This window comes from Saccharopolyspora flava, assembly GCF_900116135.1.
Lineage (GTDB): Bacteria > Actinomycetota > Actinomycetes > Mycobacteriales > Pseudonocardiaceae > Saccharopolyspora > Saccharopolyspora flava.
The window spans coordinates 620,160-642,824 of sequence record NZ_FOZX01000002.1; the positions used below are offsets into that span (position 1 = coordinate 620,160).

Annotated in this window: 19 protein-coding genes and 1 riboswitch; of the genes, 10 read left to right on the forward strand and 9 right to left on the reverse strand. The window is 71.6% G+C overall.

All coding sequences use genetic code 11. The annotated features are described in order from the left end of the window. Positions 1-139: 139 nt before the first annotated feature. The 3 genes from BM424_RS09745 to BM424_RS09755 form a co-directional block, all read right to left on the reverse strand. The gene (locus BM424_RS09745; RefSeq protein WP_425441992.1) at positions 140-1,372 is read right to left on the reverse strand and encodes a serine/threonine-protein kinase; all 1,233 of its coding nucleotides are present in this window, start codon (positions 1,370-1,372) and stop codon (positions 140-142) included. 112 nt (positions 1,373-1,484) lie between these two features. Continuing rightward, entirely contained in the window at positions 1,485-1,688 is a 204-nt protein-coding gene (locus BM424_RS09750; RefSeq protein ID WP_093268692.1) for a cold-shock protein, read from the reverse strand. Between the two features lie 315 nt (positions 1,689-2,003). Continuing rightward, positions 2,004-2,687, reverse strand: coding sequence for a TIGR00266 family protein (locus BM424_RS09755; RefSeq protein ID WP_093415766.1), 684 nt, complete (start codon positions 2,685-2,687; stop codon positions 2,004-2,006). Positions 2,688-2,912: 225 nt separating this feature from the next. On the opposite strand from BM424_RS09755, the gene moeA reads away from it, so the two are divergent. The 5 genes from moeA to BM424_RS09780 all read left to right on the forward strand — a co-directional run bounded on the left by moeA (position 2,913) and on the right by BM424_RS09780 (position 11,555). Next, positions 2,913-4,154 (forward strand): molybdopterin molybdotransferase MoeA, encoded by a 1,242-nt coding sequence (gene moeA, locus BM424_RS09760; protein WP_093415474.1) that lies wholly within the window; start codon positions 2,913-2,915, stop codon positions 4,152-4,154. A 99-nt stretch (positions 4,155-4,253) separates the two neighbouring features. Continuing rightward, positions 4,254-6,212 (forward strand): M48 family metallopeptidase, encoded by a 1,959-nt coding sequence (locus BM424_RS09765; protein WP_093415475.1) that lies wholly within the window; start codon positions 4,254-4,256, stop codon positions 6,210-6,212. Between the two features lie 596 nt (positions 6,213-6,808). After that, the gene (locus BM424_RS09770) at positions 6,809-7,522 is read left to right on the forward strand and encodes a phosphatidylserine decarboxylase (RefSeq protein ID WP_093415477.1); all 714 of its coding nucleotides are present in this window, start codon (positions 6,809-6,811) and stop codon (positions 7,520-7,522) included. Then, complete coding sequence (gene pssA, locus BM424_RS09775) at positions 7,519-8,451, forward strand: CDP-diacylglycerol--serine O-phosphatidyltransferase (protein ID WP_093415478.1); 933 nt, start codon at positions 7,519-7,521, stop codon at positions 8,449-8,451. The genes BM424_RS09770 and pssA overlap by 4 nt, the downstream gene beginning before the upstream one ends. 923 nt (positions 8,452-9,374) lie before the next feature. Beyond that, entirely contained in the window at positions 9,375-11,555 is a 2,181-nt protein-coding gene (locus BM424_RS09780; RefSeq protein ID WP_425441986.1) for an AAA family ATPase, read from the forward strand. Between the two features lie 7 nt (positions 11,556-11,562). Here BM424_RS09780 and BM424_RS09785 read toward each other — a convergent pair whose 3' ends face one another. Further along, a complete protein-coding gene (locus tag BM424_RS09785) occupies positions 11,563-12,237 on the reverse strand; it encodes a LytR C-terminal domain-containing protein (protein WP_093415481.1) in 675 nt (224 codons plus the stop codon). Beyond that, positions 12,237-12,545 (reverse strand): DUF3263 domain-containing protein, encoded by a 309-nt coding sequence (locus BM424_RS09790; protein WP_245775753.1) that lies wholly within the window; start codon positions 12,543-12,545, stop codon positions 12,237-12,239. The genes BM424_RS09785 and BM424_RS09790 overlap by 1 nt, the downstream gene beginning before the upstream one ends. A gap of 288 nt (positions 12,546-12,833) precedes the next feature. Here BM424_RS09790 and BM424_RS09795 point away from each other — a divergent pair, with 288 nt between their 5' ends. The 4 genes from BM424_RS09795 (at position 12,834) to BM424_RS09810 (ending at position 18,280) form a co-directional block, all read left to right on the forward strand. After that, the gene (locus BM424_RS09795; RefSeq protein WP_093415484.1) at positions 12,834-13,409 is read left to right on the forward strand and encodes a peptide deformylase; all 576 of its coding nucleotides are present in this window, start codon (positions 12,834-12,836) and stop codon (positions 13,407-13,409) included. A gap of 186 nt (positions 13,410-13,595) precedes the next feature. Continuing rightward, complete coding sequence (gene thiC / locus BM424_RS09800; RefSeq protein WP_093415486.1) at positions 13,596-15,230, forward strand: phosphomethylpyrimidine synthase ThiC; 1,635 nt, start codon at positions 13,596-13,598, stop codon at positions 15,228-15,230. A gap of 104 nt (positions 15,231-15,334) precedes the next feature. Next, positions 15,335-16,159 (forward strand): bifunctional hydroxymethylpyrimidine kinase/phosphomethylpyrimidine kinase, encoded by an 825-nt coding sequence (gene thiD, locus BM424_RS09805; protein WP_093415487.1) that lies wholly within the window; start codon positions 15,335-15,337, stop codon positions 16,157-16,159. A 147-nt stretch (positions 16,160-16,306) separates the two neighbouring features. Beyond that, the gene (locus BM424_RS09810) at positions 16,307-18,280 is read left to right on the forward strand and encodes an FUSC family protein (RefSeq protein WP_245775731.1); all 1,974 of its coding nucleotides are present in this window, start codon (positions 16,307-16,309) and stop codon (positions 18,278-18,280) included. A 140-nt stretch (positions 18,281-18,420) separates the two neighbouring features. On the opposite strand, the gene thiG is transcribed toward BM424_RS09810, so the two are convergent. The 3 genes from thiG to thiO form a co-directional block, all read right to left on the reverse strand. Then, positions 18,421-19,185, reverse strand: a complete 765-nt coding sequence (thiG, locus tag BM424_RS09815) for a thiazole synthase (protein ID WP_093415490.1) — start codon at positions 19,183-19,185, stop codon at positions 18,421-18,423. Between the two features lie 2 nt (positions 19,186-19,187). Beyond that, positions 19,188-19,388, reverse strand: coding sequence for a sulfur carrier protein ThiS (gene thiS / locus BM424_RS09820; RefSeq protein ID WP_093415492.1), 201 nt, complete (start codon positions 19,386-19,388; stop codon positions 19,188-19,190). After that, positions 19,385-20,503 (reverse strand): glycine oxidase ThiO, encoded by a 1,119-nt coding sequence (gene thiO / locus BM424_RS09825; protein ID WP_093415768.1) that lies wholly within the window; start codon positions 20,501-20,503, stop codon positions 19,385-19,387. Before thiO ends, thiS begins: the two co-directional genes overlap by 4 nt. Beyond that, positions 20,495-20,602: riboswitch (TPP riboswitch) on the reverse strand. It overlaps the preceding gene by 9 nt. 108 nt (positions 20,603-20,710) lie before the next feature. On the opposite strand from thiO, the gene thiE reads away from it, so the two are divergent. Further along, complete coding sequence (gene thiE, locus BM424_RS09830; RefSeq protein ID WP_093415494.1) at positions 20,711-21,382, forward strand: thiamine phosphate synthase; 672 nt, start codon at positions 20,711-20,713, stop codon at positions 21,380-21,382. Positions 21,383-21,500: 118 nt separating this feature from the next. Here the strand turns inward: thiE and BM424_RS09835 are convergent, their stop codons facing one another. Further along, positions 21,501-22,625, reverse strand: coding sequence for a S1 family peptidase (locus BM424_RS09835; RefSeq protein ID WP_093415496.1), 1,125 nt, complete (start codon positions 22,623-22,625; stop codon positions 21,501-21,503). Positions 22,626-22,665 lie beyond the last annotated feature (40 nt).

A 22,665-nucleotide genomic window follows, 5' to 3' on the forward strand; every position in this document is an offset into this window, starting at 1 on the left:
GACGGACGATCGCGCGGCGGCGCCGTCATGTGGCACCACCGGAACGACCTCACCGTCCCGACCTGGCACTCAACCCTGATGAGTGCCAGTACCGTGTTTAGCACTCACAGGGGTCGAGTGCAAGCGACCCGTCCCGGACTCACCCGCCGGCGGTCGGCACCGAGGTCGGCAACCGGTCGGAGGTGGGCGTCGACGTCGAGCCCGAGCCGCCGCCCGAGGTGGCCATCGCCACGAACAGCAGCACGATCACCAGCAGCGCCACGACCACCAGCACCGGCACGATCCACTTCGCGGCACCGCCCGACGAGGTCTTGGTGAACGCCGAGGACCCGGCGGGCACCGGCGGCCGCACCCGCACCGGCTGCTGGTACCCGGCCGCGTAGGGCTGCGGGTAGGGACCGGACTGCTGCTGCATCGGCTGCGGCCCGGACTGCGGGGACATCGGCTGCGGGGGCATCGGCTGCGGAGGTGCGGCGACCTGCGGGACCGGCTGCTGGGCGAGGCGCGGCGGCGCCGGGGCCTCACCCACGACCGGGCCGAGCGCGGCGCGGGCCGCGGCGACGAGGTCCTGGCAGCTGGCGTAGCGCTGGTCGGCGCGCTTGGCCATGCCGCGGCGCAGCACGTCGTCGATCTGCGGCGGCAGCAGCACCAGCGATCCCGGCGTCGGCGGTTCCGCGGCCAGGTGGCCCTGGATGACCTCCTGCACCGAGCCGCCGAACGGCGGGCGCCCGGTCAAGCAGGCGAAGAGCACGCAGGCCAGCGCGTACTGGTCGGTGCGGCCGTCGACCGGCTCGCCGCGCAGGTGCTCGGGCGCGGCGAAGGTCGGCGAGCCGAGGAAGTCGCCGGAGGAGGTGCGGTGCCCGGTGGCGCCGCGCCGGGTCAGCCCGAAGTCGGCGAGGTAGACGTGCTCGTGCGCCGACTCGCGCGAGGTGACCAGCACGTTCGCCGGTTTCAGGTCGAGGTGCACCAGACCGCGCTCGTGCAGCAGGTCCAGCGCCTCGGCGATCTGCGCGAGCAGCTCCAGGGTCCGCTTCGGCGAGATCGGCCCGTCGGAGATCAGCCCGGCCAGGTCGGTGCCCTCGACCAGCCGCATCGCGATGTAGAGCATGCCGTCGACCTCGCCGAAGTCGTACAGCGGCACGATGTTGGCGTGGTCGATGGCCGAGGTGTTGCGGGCCTCGTCGACGAAGCGCTCGCGGAACTCGGAGTCGCCGGTGATGTGCTCCCCCATCACCTTGAGGGCGACCTTGCGACCGAGCCGGACGTCGGTGGCGCGGTACATCACGCTCATCCCGCCGCGACCGAGCACGCCGTCGATCTTGTAGTGGCCGAGCTTGCGACCGGTCAAATCATCCGAGGACACGCCCGGCAGCGTAGTCGCCGGAGATGCCGGACGTGGGCAGGTTTCGCGGACTCCGCGTGCTGCGGCCCGGTTCCCCGCTCAGGAGAACCGGGCCGCACGACGACCTGATGCGCAGTTCTTGTCAGACTTTGCGAACGCCGTCGGCTTGAGTGCGGCCATCACGGCCCGCCTTGACCTCGAATTCGACCCGATCCCCCTCGGAAAGGGTGCGGAAACCAGACATGTTGATCGCGGAGTAATGGACGAACACATCGGAACCACCGTCCGTCGCGATGAATCCGTAGCCCTTCTCCGAGTTGAACCATTTGACCGTGCCGACCGCCACGGCGTCCTCCTCAAGAAAATGTGATGCACGACGCTAGCGTCGCTGGAGCATCGGCCACACTACTCTTGAAAATCTGCCTCGTCGCGGGTTCAGCAATACGACTTTTCCGTTAAACGCTGGGCCGAACGGGTGGCCTCGGCAGCCACGGTGCGTTATCGAACGGAGCCAATTCCCCCGAGTGTCGCAATGGTTTTCCACTCGGAGCGAAAAACGGTAACGAACGTTCTCCGGGTGAAACGCGCGAGCAACGCCGAACGGATAGGTCAGACCATTCGGCCGGCCGACGGGCATTCGCGAATGCCCGTCAGAACGCGATCAGGAACGCGGTCCGAGACCATTCGACTTGAGCCAGCCGACCAGTCCGCGCGGATTCCGGGTCTGGGTCAGCACCTGCCCGGGACCGGCGAAGTCGAAGACCAGACCCTCGCCGCTCTTGAGCGACTGCACCGCGCCCTGGTTCATCTGCCGCAGCTGGCTCTGCACCGTGTCGGCGTAGGCCACCACGTGGCCGGTGTCGATCGTGACGTACTCGCCGGGCTGCAGCGTCACCACGTCCAGCGCGCCGTAGCAGGCCACCACCGCCGAGCCGTGCCCGCTGAGCCGGGTGAGGAACCCGCCCTCGCCGCCGAAGAGGTTCTGGAACCCGCCCCACTGCGTCTCCACCTGCACGGTGCTCGCCGAGGCCAGCCAGCTGCCCTTGGTCACGCACCAGCCGACCCGGCCGTCGAGCTCCAGCACGTTGAGGTCGCCGGGCAGCGTCGGCGCCACGTCGACCCAGCCGCCCTGCTGCGGCGCGGTGTAGGTCGAGACGTAGAACGACTCGCCGCCCAGCGCCGAGCGGGCCAGCGATTTGAAGAAACCGCCCTGCGCGCGCGATTCGGCGGCCACGCCGTAGCTGGTGGCGAGCATCGCGCCGGACTCCACCCGCACCGGCTCCCCCGGGGCCAGCATCAGCCGGGCGACCCCGTACGACGGCGTGTGACGAGTGCGGACCTGCACGGCGAACCCCCTTTCGAGCACCCCGCGGTTCGGGGCACGGCGATTCTATGTAGCCCGTCTCCCGCTCGCGGGAAGTCCGCGCGGCCGGCGCGGAAACGGGGCCCGGCAGCGCGGAAAACGGGCGCCTGGTCGAGGAGAATTCGGTTCCCCTGACGGAAAAGGGCCGCATTGTGCCATCCCGTCGCGCGCGGCGGACCCCACGCCGATGGCGACAGGACGCGCCCGATGACAGATGATGCGTGCGTGTCCAACAACACCGCTCCCGAGCTGAGGTCGGTCGCCGATCACCGCGCGGAGGTCGCCTCGCTGCTGACCCGCACGCCGGTCGAGACGCGGCCGCTGGAGAACTGCCTGGGCTTGGCGCTGGCCTCCGACCTGGTCGCGCCGATCTCGTTGCCGCCGTTCAGCAACTCCGCGATGGACGGCTACGCGGTGCGCTCGGTGGACCTGACCGAGGCCGCCCCGGAGTCGCCGGTGACGCTGCCGGTCGCCGAGGACATCCCGGCGGGCCGGGTGGACGTGCCGCCGCTGCAGCCGGGCACCGCGCACCGGATCATGACCGGCGCGCAGCTGCCGCCCGGCGCCGACTCGGTGATCCCGGTGGAGCGCACCGACGCGGGCACCAAGACGGTGGCGCTGTTCGGCTCGGTGCAGCCGGGCGCGAGCGTGCGCCGCGCGGGCGACGACGTCACCGAGGGCACCACCGTGCTCACCGCCGGGACGCGGCTGGGCGCGGCGCAGCTGGCCGTGGCCGCGGCCGTCGGCGTCGCCGAGCTGCCGGTGCACCGGCCGGTGCGGGTGCTGGTGCTGTCGACCGGTTCGGAGCTGGTCGCGCCGGGCGGGAAGCTGGAGCCCGGCCAGATCTACGAGTCCAACGGCCTGATGCTCGCCGCCGCGGTGCGCGAGGCCGGGGGCGAGGCGACGGTGCTGCGGTTCGTGCCCGACGACGTCGAGGCCTTCCACGCCGCGCTGGCCGAGCACCTGGACTCCGCCGACCTGCTGCTGACCTCGGGCGGGGTCAGCGCGGGCGCCTACGAGGTGGTCAAGGACGCGCTGTCGGGCAACGGCGTGGAGTTCACCAAGGTCGCGATGCAGCCGGGGATGCCGCAGGGCTGCGGCCGCTACCGGGACGCGTTCGCGGTGGTCACGCTGCCGGGCAACCCGGTGAGCTCGATGGTGTCGTTCGAGGTGTTCGTGCGCCCGGCGCTGCTGGCCGCCGCCGGGCACGCCAGGACGTCCCGGCACGAGCGGCAGGCGGTGCTCACCGAGGCGCTGACCGCTCCGGCGGGCAAGCGGCAGTTCCGGCGCGGGGTGTTCGACCCGGCGACCGGCGAGGTCGGCCTGCAGGGCGCGTCCGGTTCGCACCTTCTGGGCAGTCTGGCGAAGGCGGACTGCCTGCTGTCCATCCCCGAGGAGGTGACGGACCTGCCCGTCGGGTCCACTGTGGACGTGGTGTTGCTGGACTAGATCAAGTCGATATCGCTTGTCACACCGTTGTTGACGGGTCGACGCGCGGTCGCCAAGACTGCGAGCCCGACCTTCCGCTTCCCCTCCGGAGTTTTGCACGTGCGTGGCCCCTGGCGCGCCGCCTTGGCGCTGGCGTTGCACATCGGTTTCTTCGTCGTGTCCCTCGGCCTGGTCGCAGGCCTGCTGATGATGGCGGGCATGACGTTCCGCCGGGACACCGTCGGAGGGCTCAAGGTCGCCTTCGCCGCCCTCGTCGTCGGCGCGACCCTGCTGTTCTGCCTGCGCGCGGTGCTGCGCAACAAGGTCCGGCCGCGCGGCGTGCCGCTGGACCGGGTGAACCAGCCCAACCTGTGGCGGACCGTCGACCAGCTCGTCGACGCCACCGATTCCCCGCTGCCCGACGAGATCCGCATCACCTCCGAGCCGAGCGTCACCGTCCGCGAGGACACCGCCCTGCTCGGCCTGCGCACCCGCACCCGCTACCTGGAGATCGGTCTGCCGCTGCTGGCGGCGCTGACCACCTCCGAGCTCGGCGCGCTGCTGGCGCACGCCGTCGGCCGCCTCACCGGGCGCAGCAGGCTCGCCGTGACCGCGCACCGGGTGCTGGCCAGCGTCCAGCGCACCCGCGACGGCCTCACCGCCGGGCCGGTGAAGTGGCTGTTCGCCGGGTACGCGCGGGTGTTCACCGCGATCGCCGTGACCACCAGCCGGGAGCTGGTGCTGGCCGGTGACGCCGCGGCCGTGCGGGTCGCGGGCAAGCGCAACGCGGTGATGGCGCTGCGCAAGTCGGTCGCGGTGGAGCTGGGCTGGCAGGACTACACCGACGAGTACCTGAGCATGGCCGCCACGATCGGCCACGCGCCGGACGTGCTGCTGGGCTTCCGCAGCTTCATGGACCACCCGGCGCGCAAGCCCGCGCTGGCCGAGCGCGCCAAGCAGGCCATCGCCGAGGAGACCGGCGAGCTGCCGGTGCGCACCCGCGTCGAGATGATGAAACGACTCAAGTCCTCCGACAAGGAGGTCGACGAGCGCCCGGCCTTCGCGATCCTGCGCAAGCCCCGCAACGCCGTCCCCGAGCTGGAGGACAACCTCCTGGTGGACTCGCTCGGCCCCCGGCTGCCGTGGCCGGACGTGGTCCGGCAGGCCGGTGCGGCGCAGGCCGCCGAGAAGGCCGCGCAGCTCAGCGCCGCCGCCCACCAGTGCGGGCTCGGCGTGGACCCGACGATCCAGGGCGTGCTGGTGGCCATCCACCGCGGTCACGGCCGCGACCTGATCAACCCGGTGCTCAACCCGGGCCTGCACCCGTCGATGATCGACCAGACCGCCGAGGACACCCTCACCGACCTGCTGGGATGCACGGTCGTCGACGCGCTGGTCTGCGCCGGGCGCGCCCACCACGAGCTCGACTGGGGCGGTCCGCCCGGGGTGCGGCTGGCCAACGGCCGGCCGATCGACCCCGACCGCCTGGTCCGCCCGGCCGTCACCGACCCGCGGCTCATCCCCGGCCTGCACCGGGTGCTGGTCGATCTCGGCGTCCCGCTGCACCACACGCGCGAGCCCGCCGAGGAACCCGAGCCCGTGCTGTCGGGCATCGTCAGCCCGGTGCAGTGCTCCGGCGAGTCCTACGACCTGCTGGTCACCGACCGCGGGCTGCTCCTGCTGCCCAGCGACGCCAGCGCCGCCAAGCGGCTGCTCGCGGGCACCCTCGCGATGCTGCGCGAGGCCGAGGAGGAGCAGCTCAGCGAGCTCGCCTCCCGCCCGATCCCCGAGCTGCGGGAGCGCTCCGGCGCGCAGTGGGTGGACAGCCGCGACGTGGCCAGCGCCCGCCTCGACCAGGACAAGACCGGCTGGTCGCTGGAGCTGGACCTCTACCTCGACGAGTACGCGATGTCGACGCTGGACGAGGTCCGCGTGGTCTCCGGCCGCGACGAGGGCGTCTCGGTGCTCGCGCTGCGCAGCACCGCCGACGGCGTGGAGCACGGCGAGCCGTACCACGGGCTGTCCGAGCTGATGGGGGCCCGGATGGAGCTGGACGAGCCCGCCCTGTCGCTGGACTGACGCCCGCCCGCAGGACTAGGCCGCCTGGGCCGCCTCAGACGGACAAAGAGGCCGTTCGGAACCTCCCCGTAGGTGCCGAACGGCCTCTTTGTTTTCGGGTCCGTGCGCCCCCCGACGGCGCACGGCCCTCTTTTTCCGTGGTCCGCGGCACCGGGCAAGCGACGGTGCCGTTCGCGGACACGAAGGAGATGAAGTGATCAACGTTTCGTGACGCGGTTTCTAGTGTAATCGAGTTCACAGCCTGTCCGTAGCCGCTATCGGAGGACGTTGGCGACTCTTTTGGTGACTCCGCGTCAACGAAATCACTGTTCACTTCACGACCGGGTGCGGTCACTCCAGGGACGGAACAGGCCGCTCGGTTGGTTGCACGGGCAAGGAGGGCCCGCGAAGTCGTTCACCCGTCCGTGTGACTTCGCGAGGGCGGGGCGGTAGAGTTCCCGCACGAAATACGTGCAGGTCAGACGGCGCGTCCTTGATCGACTCCGGCCCCTGGCGACGGAGCCGATCGGACGTCGGCGATGCTGTACGTCTACGGCGCAGGCTGGACCACCCCGCCGCGCTGACATGACCTCCGACGCAGGGGCGCGACCACCTAGATGAGCAGCACCCAAGAGAGCCCGCTGGCGCACCTGATCGCGCTGGCCAAGGACACCGTTCCGCCGATGCACCCGGCAGGCAGGCCGTTCGTCATCGGCGCCGCCGTCGCCACGCTGGTGCTGCGCCGAGTCTGGCGTCCGCTGGGCGCCGTCGGCGCCGTGCTCACCGCCTGGTGCGCGTGGTTCTTCCGCGTGCCGGAGCGCACCACGCCGACCCGCGAAGGCCTGGCCGTGGCCGCCGCCGACGGCGCCGTCGCGCACGTCGAGAGCGCCGTCCCGCCGGCCGAGCTCGGCCTCGGCGACGAGCCGATGACCCGGATCAGCACCTTCCTGACCATCTTCGACGTGCACGTCCAGCGCGCGCCGGTCAGCGGCCGGATCGACTCGATCGTCTACCGGCCCGGCAAGTTCCTCTCCGCCGACCTGGACAAGGCCAGCGAGGACAACGAGCGCAACTCGATGGCGCTGCGCACCGACGACGGCACCCGCGTCGCGGTCGTGCAGATCGCGGGCCTGGTCGCCCGCCGCATCGTCTGCGAGGTCGCCGCGGGCGACACCGTCGCCGCGGGCTCCACCTACGGGCTCATCCGGTTCGGCTCCCGCGTGGACCTCTACGTGCCCGCCGACAGCAAGATCCTCGTCGAGCCCGGCCAGCGCACGATCGGCGGCGAGACGCCGATGGCCGAACTGCCCGGGGGGAAGCGCGACCGATGAGCATGCGGACCACCCCCGGCGTCCGGCTGCTGCCCAATGCGATCACCGTGCTGGCGATGTGCGCCGGCCTATCCGCGATCCAGTTCGCCCTCAACGGGCAGCTGGACTTCGCGATCGGGTCCGTCGCCGTCGCCGCCGTGCTCGACGGCCTCGACGGGCGGATCGCCCGGCTGCTCGACGCCACCTCCAAGATGGGCGCGGAGCTGGACTCGCTGGCCGACGCGATGTCCTTCGGCGTGGCACCGGCGCTGACCCTCTACGCCTGGCACATGCAGGACAACCGGGCCGGCTGGGTGGTCTCGCTGATCTTCGCGGTGTGCATGGTGCTGCGCCTCGCGCGGTTCAACACGCTGCTCGACGACGCCGAGCAGCCCCCGTTCGCCAAGGAGTTCTTCGTCGGCGTGCCCGCCCCGGCCGCGGGCCTGCTGGCGCTGCTGCCGCTCGCGCTGACCGCGCACTTCGGCTACCCGGGCTGGTGGGCGAACCAGCCGGTGGTGATGGTGTGGATGGTGCTCATCGCCGCGCTGGCGGTCAGCCGGGTGCCGACGCTGTCGCTGAAGACCGTGAAGGTGCCGCCGAAGCTGGTGGCCCCGCTGCTGGTGGGCGTGGCGCTGCTGGCCGCGCTGGTCGTGGTGTTCCCGCTGATCTCGCTGGCCATCGCGATGGTGCTGTACCTGCTGCACATCCCCTACGCGGTCTACCGCTACCAGTGGCTGGCCCAGCACCCGGAGGCCTGGGACGCCGCCCCGCGCGAGCGCCGCGACATCCGCCGCCGCAACCAGCGCCGCCTGGGACTCCGCCCACCACTCCGCCGCAGCGTCGCGGGCGCCGCCCGCCGAGTCAGGCTCCCCCGCCGCCCCGCAGGCCCGGGCCACCCCCGCCGCAGCTGGCGCCGCCTCGAACTCCGCCGAAACCGCGACGACACCTGAGGCAGGAACGGTTCTGGGCTACGTTTCGAAAGGAACGCGACCGAGACGACCCAAGCTTTAGTAGAGGCGACCCACTACGGGTACGTTTCAAAAGGAACGCGACTAAGGCGACCCAAGCTTTAGTAGACGCGACCCACTACGGATACGTTTCGAAACGAACGCGACCAAGGCGACCCAAGCTTTAGTAGAGGCGACCCACTACGGGTACGTTTCGATAGGCAGTGGAAATTTCTTCTGAAATTGGCAGACCCCACAACGCGAGAAAACCCCAAGACGAAGCCAATTTCTGGAGAAATTGCCACTCCGCACGCAAGCAGCCCGACCCCGCGAAGCGCTCCCGAAGAACCCCGTGGGGGTGGTGACAGTTTTCATGAAAACTTCCCGACCCCACGGGGTCTCTCTGTGGAGGGGACCCCAGGGTCTCGACGTGGTTGAGCTGGGATTTTGGGGCCCCGCCGTGTAGGTGGAGTGACAGTTTTCATGAAAACTGTCCCGACCCCTCGGGGGTCGCCTTGGGAGCGCTCCGCGGGGTACTTTGAGTGCGTACGGAGGGGCAATTTCGTCCGAAATTGGCTTCGTTTCGTGGTCCTCCTCGCGTTGTGCGGTCCGCCAATTTCAAACGAAATTTCCCCTGCCTTTCGAAACGTATCCGTAGTGGGTCGCCTCTACCAAAGCTTGGGTCGCCTTAGTCGCGCTCCTCGTGAAACGTATCCGTAGTGGGTCGCCTCTACCAAAGCTTGGGTCGCCTTGGTCGCGTTCCTCGCGAAACGTACCCTTGGCGGGAACTTTCCGGGCACAACGGACTTTGATCATCACGGACAGTTTCCACTGAAACCGCCCCCTGCCCACGATCGTGATCACCGCGACCGCGGGTCGCGGGGGCTAAGGTCGGTGGGGTGGCTTCGATCAGTTTGACTGCGCGTGTGTCCGCCTCCGCTCGCGATACCCGCCGCGGGGTGGTGCGGCTGCACCCCGAGGTGCTCGACGCGCTGGGACTGCGGCCGTGGAGCGCGGTGCGGTTGACCGGGGCCCGGGAGACCGTCGCGCTGGCCGCCGCCGCGGAGCGCACCTCCCCCACCGGATTCCTGCTGCTCGACGACGTGGCGCTGCTCAACCTCGGCGTCACCGAGGGAACCTCCGTCGCGGTCGCCCCCGCGCAGGTGGAGGTCGCCAAGCGGGTCCGGATCACCGGGTCCCGGATGGCCAGGGCGACGGTGTCGCCGGAGACCGCGCGGCTGGCGCTGACCGGCAAGGTCTTCTCCCCCGGCGACGCGGTGTCGCTGCTGCCGCAGGACCTCTCCCCCGCCTCGTCCACCCGGGCCGGGGAGGTGCGCAGGCAGATGTCCGCCGCGATCGGCCTGACCTGGACCAACGAGCTCATCACGATCGCCTCCGCCGAGCCCGCCGGAGCCGTCGCCGTCCAACCGTCCACTGTGGTCGAGTGGCAGGACGGCACCACCGAGACCCCGCCGGAGACCCCGGCCGCCGAGCCGGAAACCCCGCAGCCCGCACCCGAGCAGGAGCACGCCGCCGTCCCGGTGGCCGACCTGGTGGGCTCGCGCGAGACCGCCCGCAGGCTCACCGAGTGGCTGCGGCTGGCCTTCGACCAGCCCGACCTGCTGCGCAGGCTCGGCGCCGAACCCCGCCTCGGCGCGCTGATCAGCGGCCCGCCCGGCGTCGGCAAGGCGACGCTGGTGCGCGCGGTGTGCGCCGAGGCGGGCGCCGAGCTCGTCGAGGTCGCCGCGCCCAGCATCGCCGCGCTCGAGGCCCGCACCGCCGCGGCCCGGCTGCAGCAGGCCGTCGACCGCGCCACCAGCGCCTCGGGCGATCGGGTCCTGCTCATCACCGACGTCGAGGCGCTGCTGCCCGAGTCCGACCCGCCGCCGCTGGCCACGGTCGCGCTCGACGCGCTGCGCGGCGCCCTCGGCAACGACCGGCTCGCGGTGATCGTCACCAGCGCGAACCCGCAGTCGGTCGATCCGAGGCTGCGCGAACCCGGCGTGGTCGACCGCGAGCTGACCCTCGGGCTGCCCGACGACGCCACCCGCGCCGACCTGCTGGGCGTGCTGCTGCGCGGCACCCCGCTCGACGAGGACGTGCGTCTCGACGACATCGCCGGTCGCACACCGGGTTTCGTCGTCGCCGACCTGCTGGCGCTGTGCCGGGAGGCCGCGCTGGGCGCCGCGCTGCGGCACGCCGACGACCCCGCCGACCCGCGGCTGCGCCACCAGGACCTGCTGGACGCGCTGTCCTCGGTCCGCCCGATCTCGATGTCCACTTCGGACAACCTGCAGACCGGCGGGCTCACTCTCGACGATGTCGGCGACATGACCGAGGTCAAGCAGGCCCTGACCGAGACGGTGCTGTGGCCGCTGCAGTACCCGGACTCGTTCACCCGGCTGGGAGTCGAGCCGCCGCGCGGCGTGCTGCTCTACGGCCCGCCGGGCTGCGGCAAGACCTACCTGGTGCGCGCGCTGGCGGGCAGCGGCCGGCTCAACGTGCTCACGGTCAAGGGCGCGGAGCTGATGGACAAGTGGGTCGGCGAGTCCGAGCGGGCGGTGCGGGAGCTGTTCCTGCGCGCCCGGGGTGCCGCGCCATCGCTGGTGTTCCTCGACGAGGTGGACGCGCTGGCCCCGCGACGCGGCCAGTCCTCGGATTCCGGCGTCGCCGACCGCGTGGTGGCGGCTCTGCTCACCGAGCTCGACGGCGTCGAGCCGATGCGCGACGTCGTGGTGCTCGCGGCCACCAACCGCCCGGAGCTGATCGACCCGGCCCTGCTGCGCCCGGGACGACTGGAGCGCCTCGTCTACGTCCCACCACCGGACGCCGACGCCCGCCAGGCGATCCTCGCAGCGGCGGCCAAGAACACCCCGCTGGCCGACGACGTCGACCTGGCCGAGCTGGCCGCGACGCTCGACGGCTACTCAGCAGCCGACTGCACGGCCCTGGTCCGCGAAGCCGCCCTCACGGCCATGCGCGAATCCCTCACAGCAGCCGAGGTCACGAACTCCCACCTGACCAAGGCCCGCGAAGCGGTCCGCCCCTCCCTCGACCCGGCCCAGCTCGAAGCCCTCGCCTCCTACGCCGACGGCCAGCGAAGGTGACCACAGATCACTTCCCGACAGAAGGACCCTTGTAGTCGTTGGTGATGATGGCGATCAAGCCGGGAGTGGCGTCCTGGATCCCGTCGAACCGGGCGTCGGCGCGGGCGCCGATCCGGGCGGCGAGCTCCTTGGCCTGGCGCTCCTCGTCGGTGCCGGGGCGGAAGTAGACCGTGGTGGTCGGGATCGTGCCCGCGGCGTAGTTGCCGACCTCGGGCACCTGGTAGCCGGCCTTGCGGAGGTCCTCGGCGGCGCGGTGCGCGAGACCGGAGATCGTCGAGTTGTTGTAGACCCGCACGATGATCTGCTCGCTGCCCTTGCCGGACCCGACCGGGATGTCCTGCGACTGGCCCGATCCCGTCGACTCGCCCGAGCCCGAACCGGTCGACTGGCCGGCCCCGGGGGCCTGGCCCGGTCCCGGCTGCGCGGACTGCGGCGGCTCGCTCACCGGTGGGGGCGCGACCGGCGGCGGCTGCACGGGCGGGGCGACGGTGGACGGGGCGGGTTTCGGCGGCGACTGCACCTGCGAGGAGGGGTCCGGCGGCAGCGGTTGGGCGGTGTCCGAGGACTCGCCGGACATCAGGCTCACGGTCCCGAACACGGCGGCGAGCACGCCGACTCCGATCAGACCCAGGCCGATCAGCTTGGCCCCGCCTGGCCCGCCGGACGGTTCCCCAACACTCATCAGTGCAACTCGATTCCCAGTCGTTGAGCGGCCCTGGCGCGCTGCCGCGCCGCCCGTGCCTTGCGCAGTCTCTTGATCAGCATAGGGTCCGCGCGGAACGCCGCGGGTGAATCCAGCAGCGTGTTGAGAAGTTGGTAGTAGCGCGACGCGGACATGTCGAACAGCTCGCGGATCGCGATGTCCTTCTTGCCGGAGCGCTTCCACCACTGCGCCTCGAAGGCGAGGATGCCCAACTCCCGATCGGTGAGCTCCCGATCCGCCGGTTCCGGTTCCGCGGGGGCGGGTTCCGGTTCGACGATCCGCTGGATGGGCTGGGTGATCGGTTCCGCGAGCTGCAACCGCCGGCGTTCCGGAGCCTGCTGCCGCCCGTGCGTCCGCGCGAGCTGCTCGCACTGACGGGCGATCTCCTTCGCGGTCAGCATCTGGGCGGCGTCCATCCGGCTCCTCGCCTCGCGATCGGTCGCGGAGAATCACACGGCTGTCATTCCCGGACCAATTGAACCATGCCGTGATCTCGACGGTGAGCCGATCACACGCGGTTTTCACGCGCAAGAGCGGCTCGGGTGCCTCACCTGCGCAACCGATAGAGTCCGCGCATGGCTGTTCACCCCATCCGCGTCTACGGCGACCCCGTGCTGCACCACCCGACCCGGCGCGTGGAGAACTTCGACGCCGAGCTGCGCACGCTCGTCGAGGACATGTTCGAGACGATGGCGGCGGCGAACGGGGTCGGGCTGGCGGCCAACCAGATCGGCGTCGACCTGCGGTTGTTCGTCTACGACTGCCCGGACGACGAGGGCGTGCAGCACCGCGGCCTGGTGGTGAACCCCGAGCTGACCACCTCGGAGATCCCGGAGACGATGCCGGACCCGGACGAGGACTGGGAGGGCTGCCTGTCGGTTCCCGGCGAGTCCTACCCGACCGGCCGGGCGAGCTGGGCGAAGGTCACCGGGTCCGATGTGGACGGAAATCCGGTCGAGGTCGAGGGCACCGGTTTCTTCGCGCGCTGCCTGCAGCACGAGACCGACCACCTCGACGGCTACGTCTACCTGGACCGGCTCACCGGCAGGCACGCGCGCGCGGCGAAGAAGATGATCAAGCGCAACGAGTGGGGCGTGCCCGGCCTGAGCTGGGACCCGGCCGAGATGGGCGACCCGTTCGCCGACGACTGATCCGGATGGCTGAGGCTCCGGATCGGGCTGTTGTCCCCGGAGCCCCTGCGCCGTAGCCTCGGGCACTGCACAAATCAATCCGCGGGAGCTCGCACCGAAAGCGGGCTGAGAGGGTGGCTGGAGCAACTCCGGGGCCGCCGACCGCAGAACCTGACCGGGTAATGCCGGCGTAGGGAGTGAACGGCAGTGGCCGACGTGTATCCGAACGCATCCGGAATCACCACGGGACCCGTCGAGGGATCCCGAAAGGTCTTCAGCAGCACCGAATCCGGGCTGCACGTGCCGTTCCGCCGCATCGAGCTGACCAACGGTGAGCACCTCGACGTCTACGACACGTCGGGGCCCTACACCGATGACGACGCCGCCGTGGACGTCCACAGCGGTCTGGCTCCGACGCGCGCGGAATGGCGGGACGGACGCGAGCACAACACCCAGCTGGGCTGGGCGAAGGCGGGCGTGATCACCCGCGAGATGGAGTACGTCGCGCACCGCGAGGGCCTCTCGGCGGAATTCGTCCGCGACGAGGTCGCCTCGGGCCGCGCGGTGATCCCGGCGAACCGGTGCCACCCGGAGAGCGAGCCGATGATCATCGGCAAGAACTTCCTGGTGAAGGTCAACGCCAACATCGGCAACTCCGCCGTCACCTCCTCGGTCGAGGAGGAGGTGGAGAAGATGGTGTGGGCGACCCGCTGGGGTGCCGACACCGTGATGGACCTGTCCACCGGCAAGCGCATCCACGAGACCCGCGAGCGCATCCTGCGCAACTCGCCGGTGCCGATCGGGACCGTGCCGATCTACCAGGCGCTGGAGAAGGTCAACGGCGATCCGGCCTCGCTGACCTGGGAGATCTACCGGGACACCGTGATCGAGCAGTGCGAGCAGGGCGTGGACTACATGACCGTGCACGCCGGGGTGCTGCTGCGCTACGTGCCGCTGACCGCCCAGCGCGTCACCGGCATCGTCTCCCGCGGCGGGTCGATCATGGCGGCCTGGTGCCTGGCGCACCACCGGGAGAGCTTCCTCTACACGCACTTCAGCGAGCTGTGCGAGATCCTGCGCGCCTACGACGTGACGTTCTCGCTGGGCGACGGCCTGCGGCCGGGCTCGATCGCCGACGCCAACGACCGCGCCCAGTTCGCCGAGCTGGAGACCCTCGGCGAGCTCACCCACATCGCCCGCGAGCACGACGTGCAGGTGATGATCGAGGGCCCGGGGCACGTGCCGATGCACAAGATCGCGGAGAACGTGCGGCTGGAGGAGGAGCTGTGCGGTGAGGCGCCGTTCTACACGCTCGGCCCGCTGACCACCGACATCGCTCCCGCCTACGACCACATCACCTCCGGGATCGGCGCGGCGATGATCGCCCAGGCCGGCACGGCGATGCTCTGCTACGTCACGCCGAAGGAGCACCTGGGCCTGCCCAACCGCGACGACGTGAAGACCGGCGTGATCACCTACAAGATCGCCGCCCACGCCGCCGACCTCGCCAAGGGGCACCCGCGCGCCCAGGAGCGCGACGACGCCCTGTCGCGGGCCCGCTTCGAGTTCCGCTGGACCGACCAGTTCAACCTGTCGCTGGACCCGGACACGGCCCGCGCCTTCCACGACGAGACGCTGCCCGCCGAACCGGCGAAGACGGCCCACTTCTGCTCCATGTGCGGGCCGAAGTTCTGCTCGATGAAGATCACCCAGGACGTTCGCGCCTACGCCGAGGAGCACGGCCTGACCAGCGTCGAAGCCATCGAAGCGGGCATGGCCGAGAAGTCCGAGGAGTTCACCCGGACCGGAGGCGAGGTCTACCTCCCGATCACGACGCAGTGACCCCGACGGGGGCGGCTCCACCGGAGCCGACCCCTCGTCACCAGCACGCTCCGCAGCCGATCGATGCGGAACGCACTCGACGTAGCATTTCAGGAATGCATGAGATGACCGCTCCGCCCACCGCGCTGACGATCGCCGGGTCGGATTCCGGGGGTAGCGCGGGGATGCACGCGGACCTGCGGACCTTCTTCGCCTGCGGCGTGCACGGCATGACCGCCGTGACGGCGGTGACCGTGCAGAACACCACCGGCGTGTCCGGGGTGGTGGAGGTCCCGGCGGAGACCGTGGCCGCGCAGATCGACGCGGTGGCCTCCGACATCGGCGTGGGCGCCGCCAAGACCGGCATGCTCGCCTCGGCCGCCACCATCGACGCGATGCTGGAGGCCTGCGACCGGCACGGCATCGGGCGCGGCGGCACGACGCCGTTCGTCGTCGATCCCGTCGCCGCCGCGCGCAGCGGTGAGCCGCTGCTGCACCCCGACGCGCTCGACGCGCTGCGCCACCGGGCGTTCCCGCGCGCCACGCTGGTCACCCCGAACCTCGACGAGGTGCGGCTGCTGACCGGCATCGACGCGCGCACCCGCGACGACCTGCTGGACGCGGCCAAGGCGATCTACGACTTCGGCCCCGAGTGGGTGCTGATCAAGAGCGGGCACCTGCCCGACGACCCGGAGTGCGTCGACCTCCTCTTCGACGGCACCGAGGCCCTCGCGCTGCCCGGCCCGCGCTACGCCACCGAGCACACCCACGGCGCAGGCGACGTGTTCGCCTCGGCGATCACCGCCGCGCTCGCCAAGGGCGCCTCGATGCCGGACGCGGTGCGCGGCGGCAAGCGGTTCGTCACCCGCAGCGTCGCCGACGCCTACCCGCTGGGGTCGGGCGTGGGGCCGGTGTCGACCTTCTGGCGCATCAGCCCTCGCTCGTACTGACCAATCAATAGGGTGATTCTCGCCCCCACCCTGTAACCCGATAGGTGTTACTCGTCGACATATGTTCGAGAGACGCGTAATCCCAGGGCGCGGAACCTGGAGCGCGGCGAGGGACGACAGGGGTTTGCGAGAGCAGTGGCTAAAGCGGTGTTGACACGAGCGCGGGGATGGCTGGCCACCGAGGCGGGTGCGCCGGATCCCCGGCAGCGCCAGTACGTGCTGCTGGTGGTGCTCGCCGTCGTCGCCGGAACCGTCGCCGGATGGTTCTTCGAACTGCAGACCCCGATGCTGCTCGGGGCGCTGACGACCGTGCTGGCGCTGACCGCCACCAGCGGTCAGGCGCTGCGCTCCGACCTGCGCCGGTTCATGTGGCTGACGCCCGCGCTGGTGCTGATGATGGCCGTCGGCCCGATGCTGACCAAGGTGCCGGTGCTGGCCGGGCTCGCGGTCGCGCTGGTGGTGTTCGGCACCGGGATGCTGCCGGCGCTGGGCGAGCACTACCGGATCGGCGGGCAGATCTTCGCCGCCGCGACGCTGGTGACCACCACGACCGGCATCGGCAACGACCAGCCGTTCCTGGTGCTGCTGGCCTCCACCGCCGCGGGCGGGCTGTTCGCGCTGCTGCTGCGGGTGATCGTCGGGCTCGGCGATCCCGGCCACGCCACGCGCGTCGCGGTGGCCCGCACCCTGCTCACCCCCGGACCCGGCGTGCTCGAAGGGGCCGCGGCGGCGTGGCGCGCCGACGGCTCCAGCACCTGGCTGGGTCAGGTGCTGGCGGGCTCGGCCCGGTTCCGGGCCGCCCGCGAGACGCTGCTCGCGCAGGCCCAGCAGAGCGACCGGATCGAGGCCGAGCGGCTGCGCGAGATCGTCGCCGAGGCCGACAAGGTCGCCGCCGAGCTCGCCCGCGCCGTCCGCTCCCGCGCCTGCACCGGCCTGCCGATGGCGGCCCGCCGCGACCCGGCGCAGCTGGTCGTCGCCCGCGGTGGCAGGCAGGACCTGCCCGACGCGGTCGCGGGCGTGAACCAGGGTCTCGACCGGATCCGGGCCGCCGTGGTCAACCGGGACGAGTCGCCGGTGCCGCCCGCCGAGGACGGCGCGCTGAAGGAGCGGCTGGTCGGGGCGGTCCGCGCGCACCTGTCGTTCCGGTCCTCGCTGTTCCGGCACGCGCTGCGCTGCACCCTGGCCGTCGCGGTCGGCATGGTGATCGTGCTGCTGATGCGCGACCCGTCGGCGTCGAGCCTGCTGCTCGCGCTCTACGTGGTGCTGGCGCCCGCCGCGCGCGACAGCATGACCGGTGCCCTGGAGCGCACCGGTGGCGCGGTGCTGGGCGTGACCGCGCTGGCCATCCTGATCACCCTGCTGCCGGGCGCGTACCTGCTGGTGCCGCTGGTCATCGGCGGGATGCTGCTGAACATGCCGCGGCTGCGCGCCGAGTACCAGGTGGTGCTGGGCTGCCTGATCGTGATCACCGTCGTGGACCAGGCGATGGCGCTGGACCGGCCGCTGGTCAACGTCGGCATCAGCTTCGCCGCCAACACCGCGGTGGGCGCGGCGATCGCGCTGATCGTCGGCTACGTGAGCTACCTGGTGCTGCCCAGCAGCATCCTCCCGGACGTGCGCGGCGCGGTCCGCTCCACCGTGTGGTCGGTCTCGGAGCTGCTGCGCAGCGTCCGCGCGTCCGGTCAGGGCGCGGACCTGCCGAAGGCGCTGCAGGCCGCGAACGTCCTCGCGCTGCGCCGCACCCAGGACCTGCTGGGGATGCCGGCGCTGCTGGACGGCACCGGCGAGGAGACCGACGACAACCACGCCACCCGCGCCGCCGCGATCGCCCTGGACGCGCTGCGCCAGGACGTCTCCACCCTGGCGTTCCGGCCCGCCGAGGAGCGCAAGGTCGCGGTCCCCGCGCTGCGCTCGGTCGACGACCTGCTGGGCGGCAAGTCCACGGCCAAGATCCCCGACATCCCGGCAGGCGGCGCCCCGGCCTCGGAGCTGCTGGCGAGCTCCCTGGTGGAGAACGCGCTGCACGCCCGCCAGGCCATCGACCGCTCCTTCGGCTACGACAACCCGTGGAAGAGCTACACGATCAGCTTCGTCCGCCCCGAACGCCTCCACATCCGCTGAGCAGCCGCCGCGGCTGGTCGCGCGGGGTTCGGTGGCGCGGCTGGGGACGGTTTTTGCCAGAATCGCCCGGGATTTCGACTCCGAAATCCCGGGCGATTCTGGCAAAAACCGTCCAACTCCCCGACCCTTCGGGTCCAGAACTAGCCCATCGGGGTGCCGGGGCTGGAGGCTTGGGCCCAGAAGCGCTGGGGGATGCGGCCCGCTTGGGAGGCGAGGCGGCCCGCTTCGACCGCCGAGCGCATGGCGGTGGCCATCCGCTCCGGGTCCTGGGCGCGGGTGACCGCGGTGGCCAGCAGGACCGCCGAGCAGCCCAGCTCCATCGCCAGGGCCGCGTCGGAGGCCGTGCCGATGCCCGCGTCGAGCACGATCGGGACGTTCGCCCGGGAGACGATTATCTCGATGTTGTGCGGGTTGCGGATGCCCAGGCCGGTGCCGATCGGCGAGCCCAGCGGCATGACCGCCGCGCAGCCGGCCTCCTCCAGCTTCAGCGCCAGCACCGGGTCGTCGTTGGTGTAGGCGAGGACGACGAAGCCCTGGTCCACCAGCTGCTCGGCGGCGTCGAGGAGCTCGACCGGATCGGGCAGGAGGGTGTCCTCGTCGGCCACCACCTCCAGCTTCACCCAGTTCGTCTCCAGCGCCTCGCGGGCCAGCTGGGCGGTGAGCACGGCCTCGGCCGCGGTGCGGCAGCCCGCGGTGTTGGGCAGCGCTTCGATCCCGAGCTTGCGCAGCAGGTCGAGCACGCCGGTGCCGCCACCGGCGTCGGCGCGGCGCATCGCGACGGTGGTCAGCTCGGTGCCGGACGCGATCAGCGCGCGTTCCAGGACCGCGAGGTTGGTGGCCCCGCCGGTCCCGGTGATCAGACGCGAACCGAACTCACGACCGGCGATCACCAGTGGGTCGTCCACGGTCAGCCTCCTTGCACTGCGGTGAGGACTTCGATGGTGGCGTCGGCGTGCAGCGCCGTGCCCTGCCAGGACGCGCGCGGCACCACCGCGCCGTCCAGGGCCACGGCCACGCCCCGTTCCGGCACGCCGAAGTCGTCCAGCGCCGACGCGAGCGTGGCGTCGGCGGCGACCTCCCGCGCCTCGCCGTTGATCACGATCTTCACTGCTGCCCTCCCAGGCGACTCGGATCGGTGGCCTTGATGAGCGCGCCGGGCTCCTCCCCGCGCAGCAGCGCCAGCACCGCCTCGACGGTGACCGGGGTGAGCAGGAACCCGCCCCGGTGATGCCCGGTCGCGGCGAGCACCCCGGGTTCCAGCCAGCCGATGAGCGGCAGGTTGTCGGCGGTGCTCGGGCGCAGCCCGGCGGTGGCCTCGACGAGCGTGTACTCGGCGATGCCCGGCATCACGGTCTCGGCGTCGGAGAGCAGGTCGCGGACGCCGCCGACGGTGACCTCGGTGTCGAAGCCGACCTCGTACTGGGTGGCGCCGAGCACCACTCCCCCGTCGTCGCGCGGCACCAGGTAGCAGGGCCTGCCGTGGACCGGGCCGCGCACGGTGCGGACCGGCGGCGGCAGCGCGGTGGCGCGGCGCCGCAACCGCAGGATCTCGCCCTTGACCGGCCGGATCGCGCCGCTCAGCGCCGGGTGCAGGTCGCCGGAGCGCACGCCCGCGGAGATCACCGCGACGTCGCACTCCAGCTCGGAGTCGGCGAGTTCCACGGCACCGGGCCGGACCCGCTCGGCGCGCTCGGCGACGAACTCCACGCCCGCGGCCTCCGCCGCCGCCCGCAGCGCGGTCAGCGCGAGCCGGTTGTCCACCGCGAGATCACCGGGGATCTCCAGACCGCCGCGCACCGCCGGGCCCAGCGCGGGTTCGCGCTTGCGCAGTTCGCGGCCGGTGAGCCGGGTGACGCTGCGGCCGAGACCGGCCAGGTGCCCGGCGACGGTGTCGAGCTCGCCGCGATCGGCGCCGTCGATGCCGATCATCAGCGTGCCGTCGGTGCGCAGCCCGGACGGCATCCCGGCGGCGCGGGCCAGCTCGTCGGCGAAGCCGGGCCAGAGGTCCAGCGACGTCGTGCCGAGCTCCAGCAGTTCCTCCTCGCCGGGCCACGCCTCGGCCAAGGGGGCGAGCATCCCGCCCGCCACGTGCGACGCACCGGAGGCGGGGGCCGGATCGACCAGGCTCACCCGGTTCCCGGCCGCGGCGGCGCGCCAGGCCACCGACAGACCGACGACTCCGCCGCCCACCACGGCGACATGATCAGTGCTCTTCCCAGACAACTCCACGCTCCCTGCGCCGGCATGACCCGGATCAGGTTCGACGGTCGGAGCCCTGCGCTCCCTCTCAGCCCGGTCCGCCGGGCTCCCGTGCTCACCGCCTCCCACAGTACCCGTCCGCAGATCACGACGTCAGCGGTTGGTCGGACCTGTTGCGCAGGCCGCACCGCCGGGGAAGGCGACCGCGACGACAGCCCTTAGGGTGAGGGCATGCCTGGTTTGGACGGCTTCGGGATTCGCGCTCGCCTCGCCGAGGCGAAGCTGTACTTGTGCACCGACGCGCGCAGCGAGCGGGGTGATCTCGCGGAGTTCGTCGACGCCGCCCTGGAAGGCGGGGTCGACATCATCCAGCTGCGGGACAAGAACCCGAACGGCGCTCCGCTGGAGGCCCGCCAGGAGCTCGCGGCGCTGGAGGTGCTGGCCGAGGCGTGCGTCCGGCACGGGGCGCTGCTGGCGGTCAACGACCGCGCCGACGTGGCGCTGGCGGCCGAGGCCGACGTGCTGCACCTCGGTCAGGACGACCTGCCGGTGGAGCTCGCCCGCCGCGTCGTCGGCGACCAGGTGGTGATCGGCCGTTCCACACACGACATCGCGCAGGCGGACTCGGCGGCGACCGAGGCGGGCGTGGACTACTTCTGCACCGGCCCGGTGTGGACGACGCCGACCAAGCCCGGGCGTCCCGCCGCGGGCATCGACCTGGTCCGGCACGCCGCCGAGCACCGCGGGCACGGTCGTCCGTGGTTCGCCATCGGCGGCATCGGGCTGGACAACGTCGACGAGGCCGTGCAGGCGGGTGCCGAGCGGATCGTGGTGGTCCGCGCGATCACCGAGGCCGAGGACCCCGTCGCGGCGGCGCGCGAGCTGCGGTCGCGACTCCCGTGACATGACGCGACCCCCGGGGGGTGGTCTCCGGGGGTCGCGCAGTTCTCATGAAAACTTCCCCCACCCACGACACGGGCCGCGAGCGGGGGAAGTCTCGGATCACTCGATCAACGGGGGATCACTGGGTCAGCAGGGAGACGCCGAAGGCGGACAGGGCCTCGCCGACCGGCTGGAAGTAGGTCGTGCCACCGCTGGTGCAGTCGCCCGAACCACCCGAGGTCATGCCCTGGGCCTGGTCGCCCGAGATGAACGAGCCACCGGAGTCGCCCGGCTCGGCGCAGACGTCGGTGCGGGTCAGACCCTCGACGGTGCCCTCCTGGTACTGCACGGACTGGTTCTTGGCCTCGACCGTGCCGCAGTGCCAGCCGGTGGTGGAACCGGAACGGCAGATCGACGCGCCCTCGGCCGCCTCGGAGGAACCGGCGACGGCCTGGGTGCCGCCCTCGTAGTTGTTCACCGCGGGCTGCGGGGTGTCGTCGTCGCCGACGGAGATGTACGAGTAGTCGTCACCCGGGAAGGACGAGCCCTCGAAGGTGCCGCTCGGCTCGGAGGTGGTGTCGCCGGTGCTGCCGCAGTGGCCGGCGGAGACGAAACCGCCGTCGACGGCGAAGCCGACGGAGCAGCGGGCACCGCTGCCGATGTAGTAGGCGTTGCCGCCGACCACGTCCATCAGCGTCTTCGGCTGCTCCTGCGACTCGACGATCTTCACCGCGCCGTCGGGAGCGCCCGCGGCCTTGGCGAACTGCGCGGCCTCGGCGGCGGCACCCGGCTTGACGGTGACGACGACCGCGTTCTGCCGGTTGCTGGTGTACCAGCCGGTGACGCTCTTCGGAGCCTGCGCCTTGCCCGCGTTGAGGCCGTCGATCACGCCGGTGAGCTGCTGGGCGCTGAAGGCGACCTGGCGGACCTCGGCACCGGCGGCGCGGACCTGCTCGGAGCGGGCCGCGTCGGTCACGCCGACGACGAGCTTGCCGGTCGCGGCGTCGAAGTAGGAACCGCCGAAGGCGTCGGCCAGCGCGCCGCGCAGGGTGCTCTCGGTGCGCTGAGCGGCGGTTTCGAGGTGGAGCCGGTCGAGGGCCTGCGCCTCGGTGAGGCCGAGGTCGCGCTGCATGGCCTCCAGCATCGTCCCCGCCACCGGAGCGGCGGTGGGTGCGGTGGCGGTGGCCGGCACGGTGAGCGCGGCGACCGTGCCCGCGGTGACCAGAACGGTCCCGGCGATGCGAGCCGCGAGTCTACGTTTCATCTCGTGTCTCCCTTGTAGTGACCTGATCTCTCAAGCCCCC

Excerpts from the sequence above, each read along its gene's own strand:
- BM424_RS09795 (WP_093415484.1), top strand. The coding sequence starts at position 12,834 with ATGGCTGTTCACCCCATCCGCGTCTACGGCGACCCCGTGCTGCACCAC.
- thiD (WP_093415487.1), top strand. The coding sequence starts at position 15,335 with ATGACCGCTCCGCCCACCGCGCTGACGATCGCCGGGTCGGATTCCGGG.
- BM424_RS09770 (WP_093415477.1), top strand. The coding sequence starts at position 6,809 with ATGAGCAGCACCCAAGAGAGCCCGCTGGCGCACCTGATCGCGCTGGCC.
- moeA (WP_093415474.1), top strand. The coding sequence starts at position 2,913 with ATGACAGATGATGCGTGCGTGTCCAACAACACCGCTCCCGAGCTGAGG.
- BM424_RS09785 (WP_093415481.1), bottom strand. The coding sequence starts at position 12,237 with ATGAGTGTTGGGGAACCGTCCGGCGGGCCAGGCGGGGCCAAGCTGATC.
- pssA (WP_093415478.1), top strand. The coding sequence starts at position 7,519 with ATGAGCATGCGGACCACCCCCGGCGTCCGGCTGCTGCCCAATGCGATC.
- thiE (WP_093415494.1), top strand. The coding sequence starts at position 20,711 with ATGCCTGGTTTGGACGGCTTCGGGATTCGCGCTCGCCTCGCCGAGGCG.
- BM424_RS09835 (WP_093415496.1), bottom strand. The coding sequence starts at position 22,625 with ATGAAACGTAGACTCGCGGCTCGCATCGCCGGGACCGTTCTGGTCACC.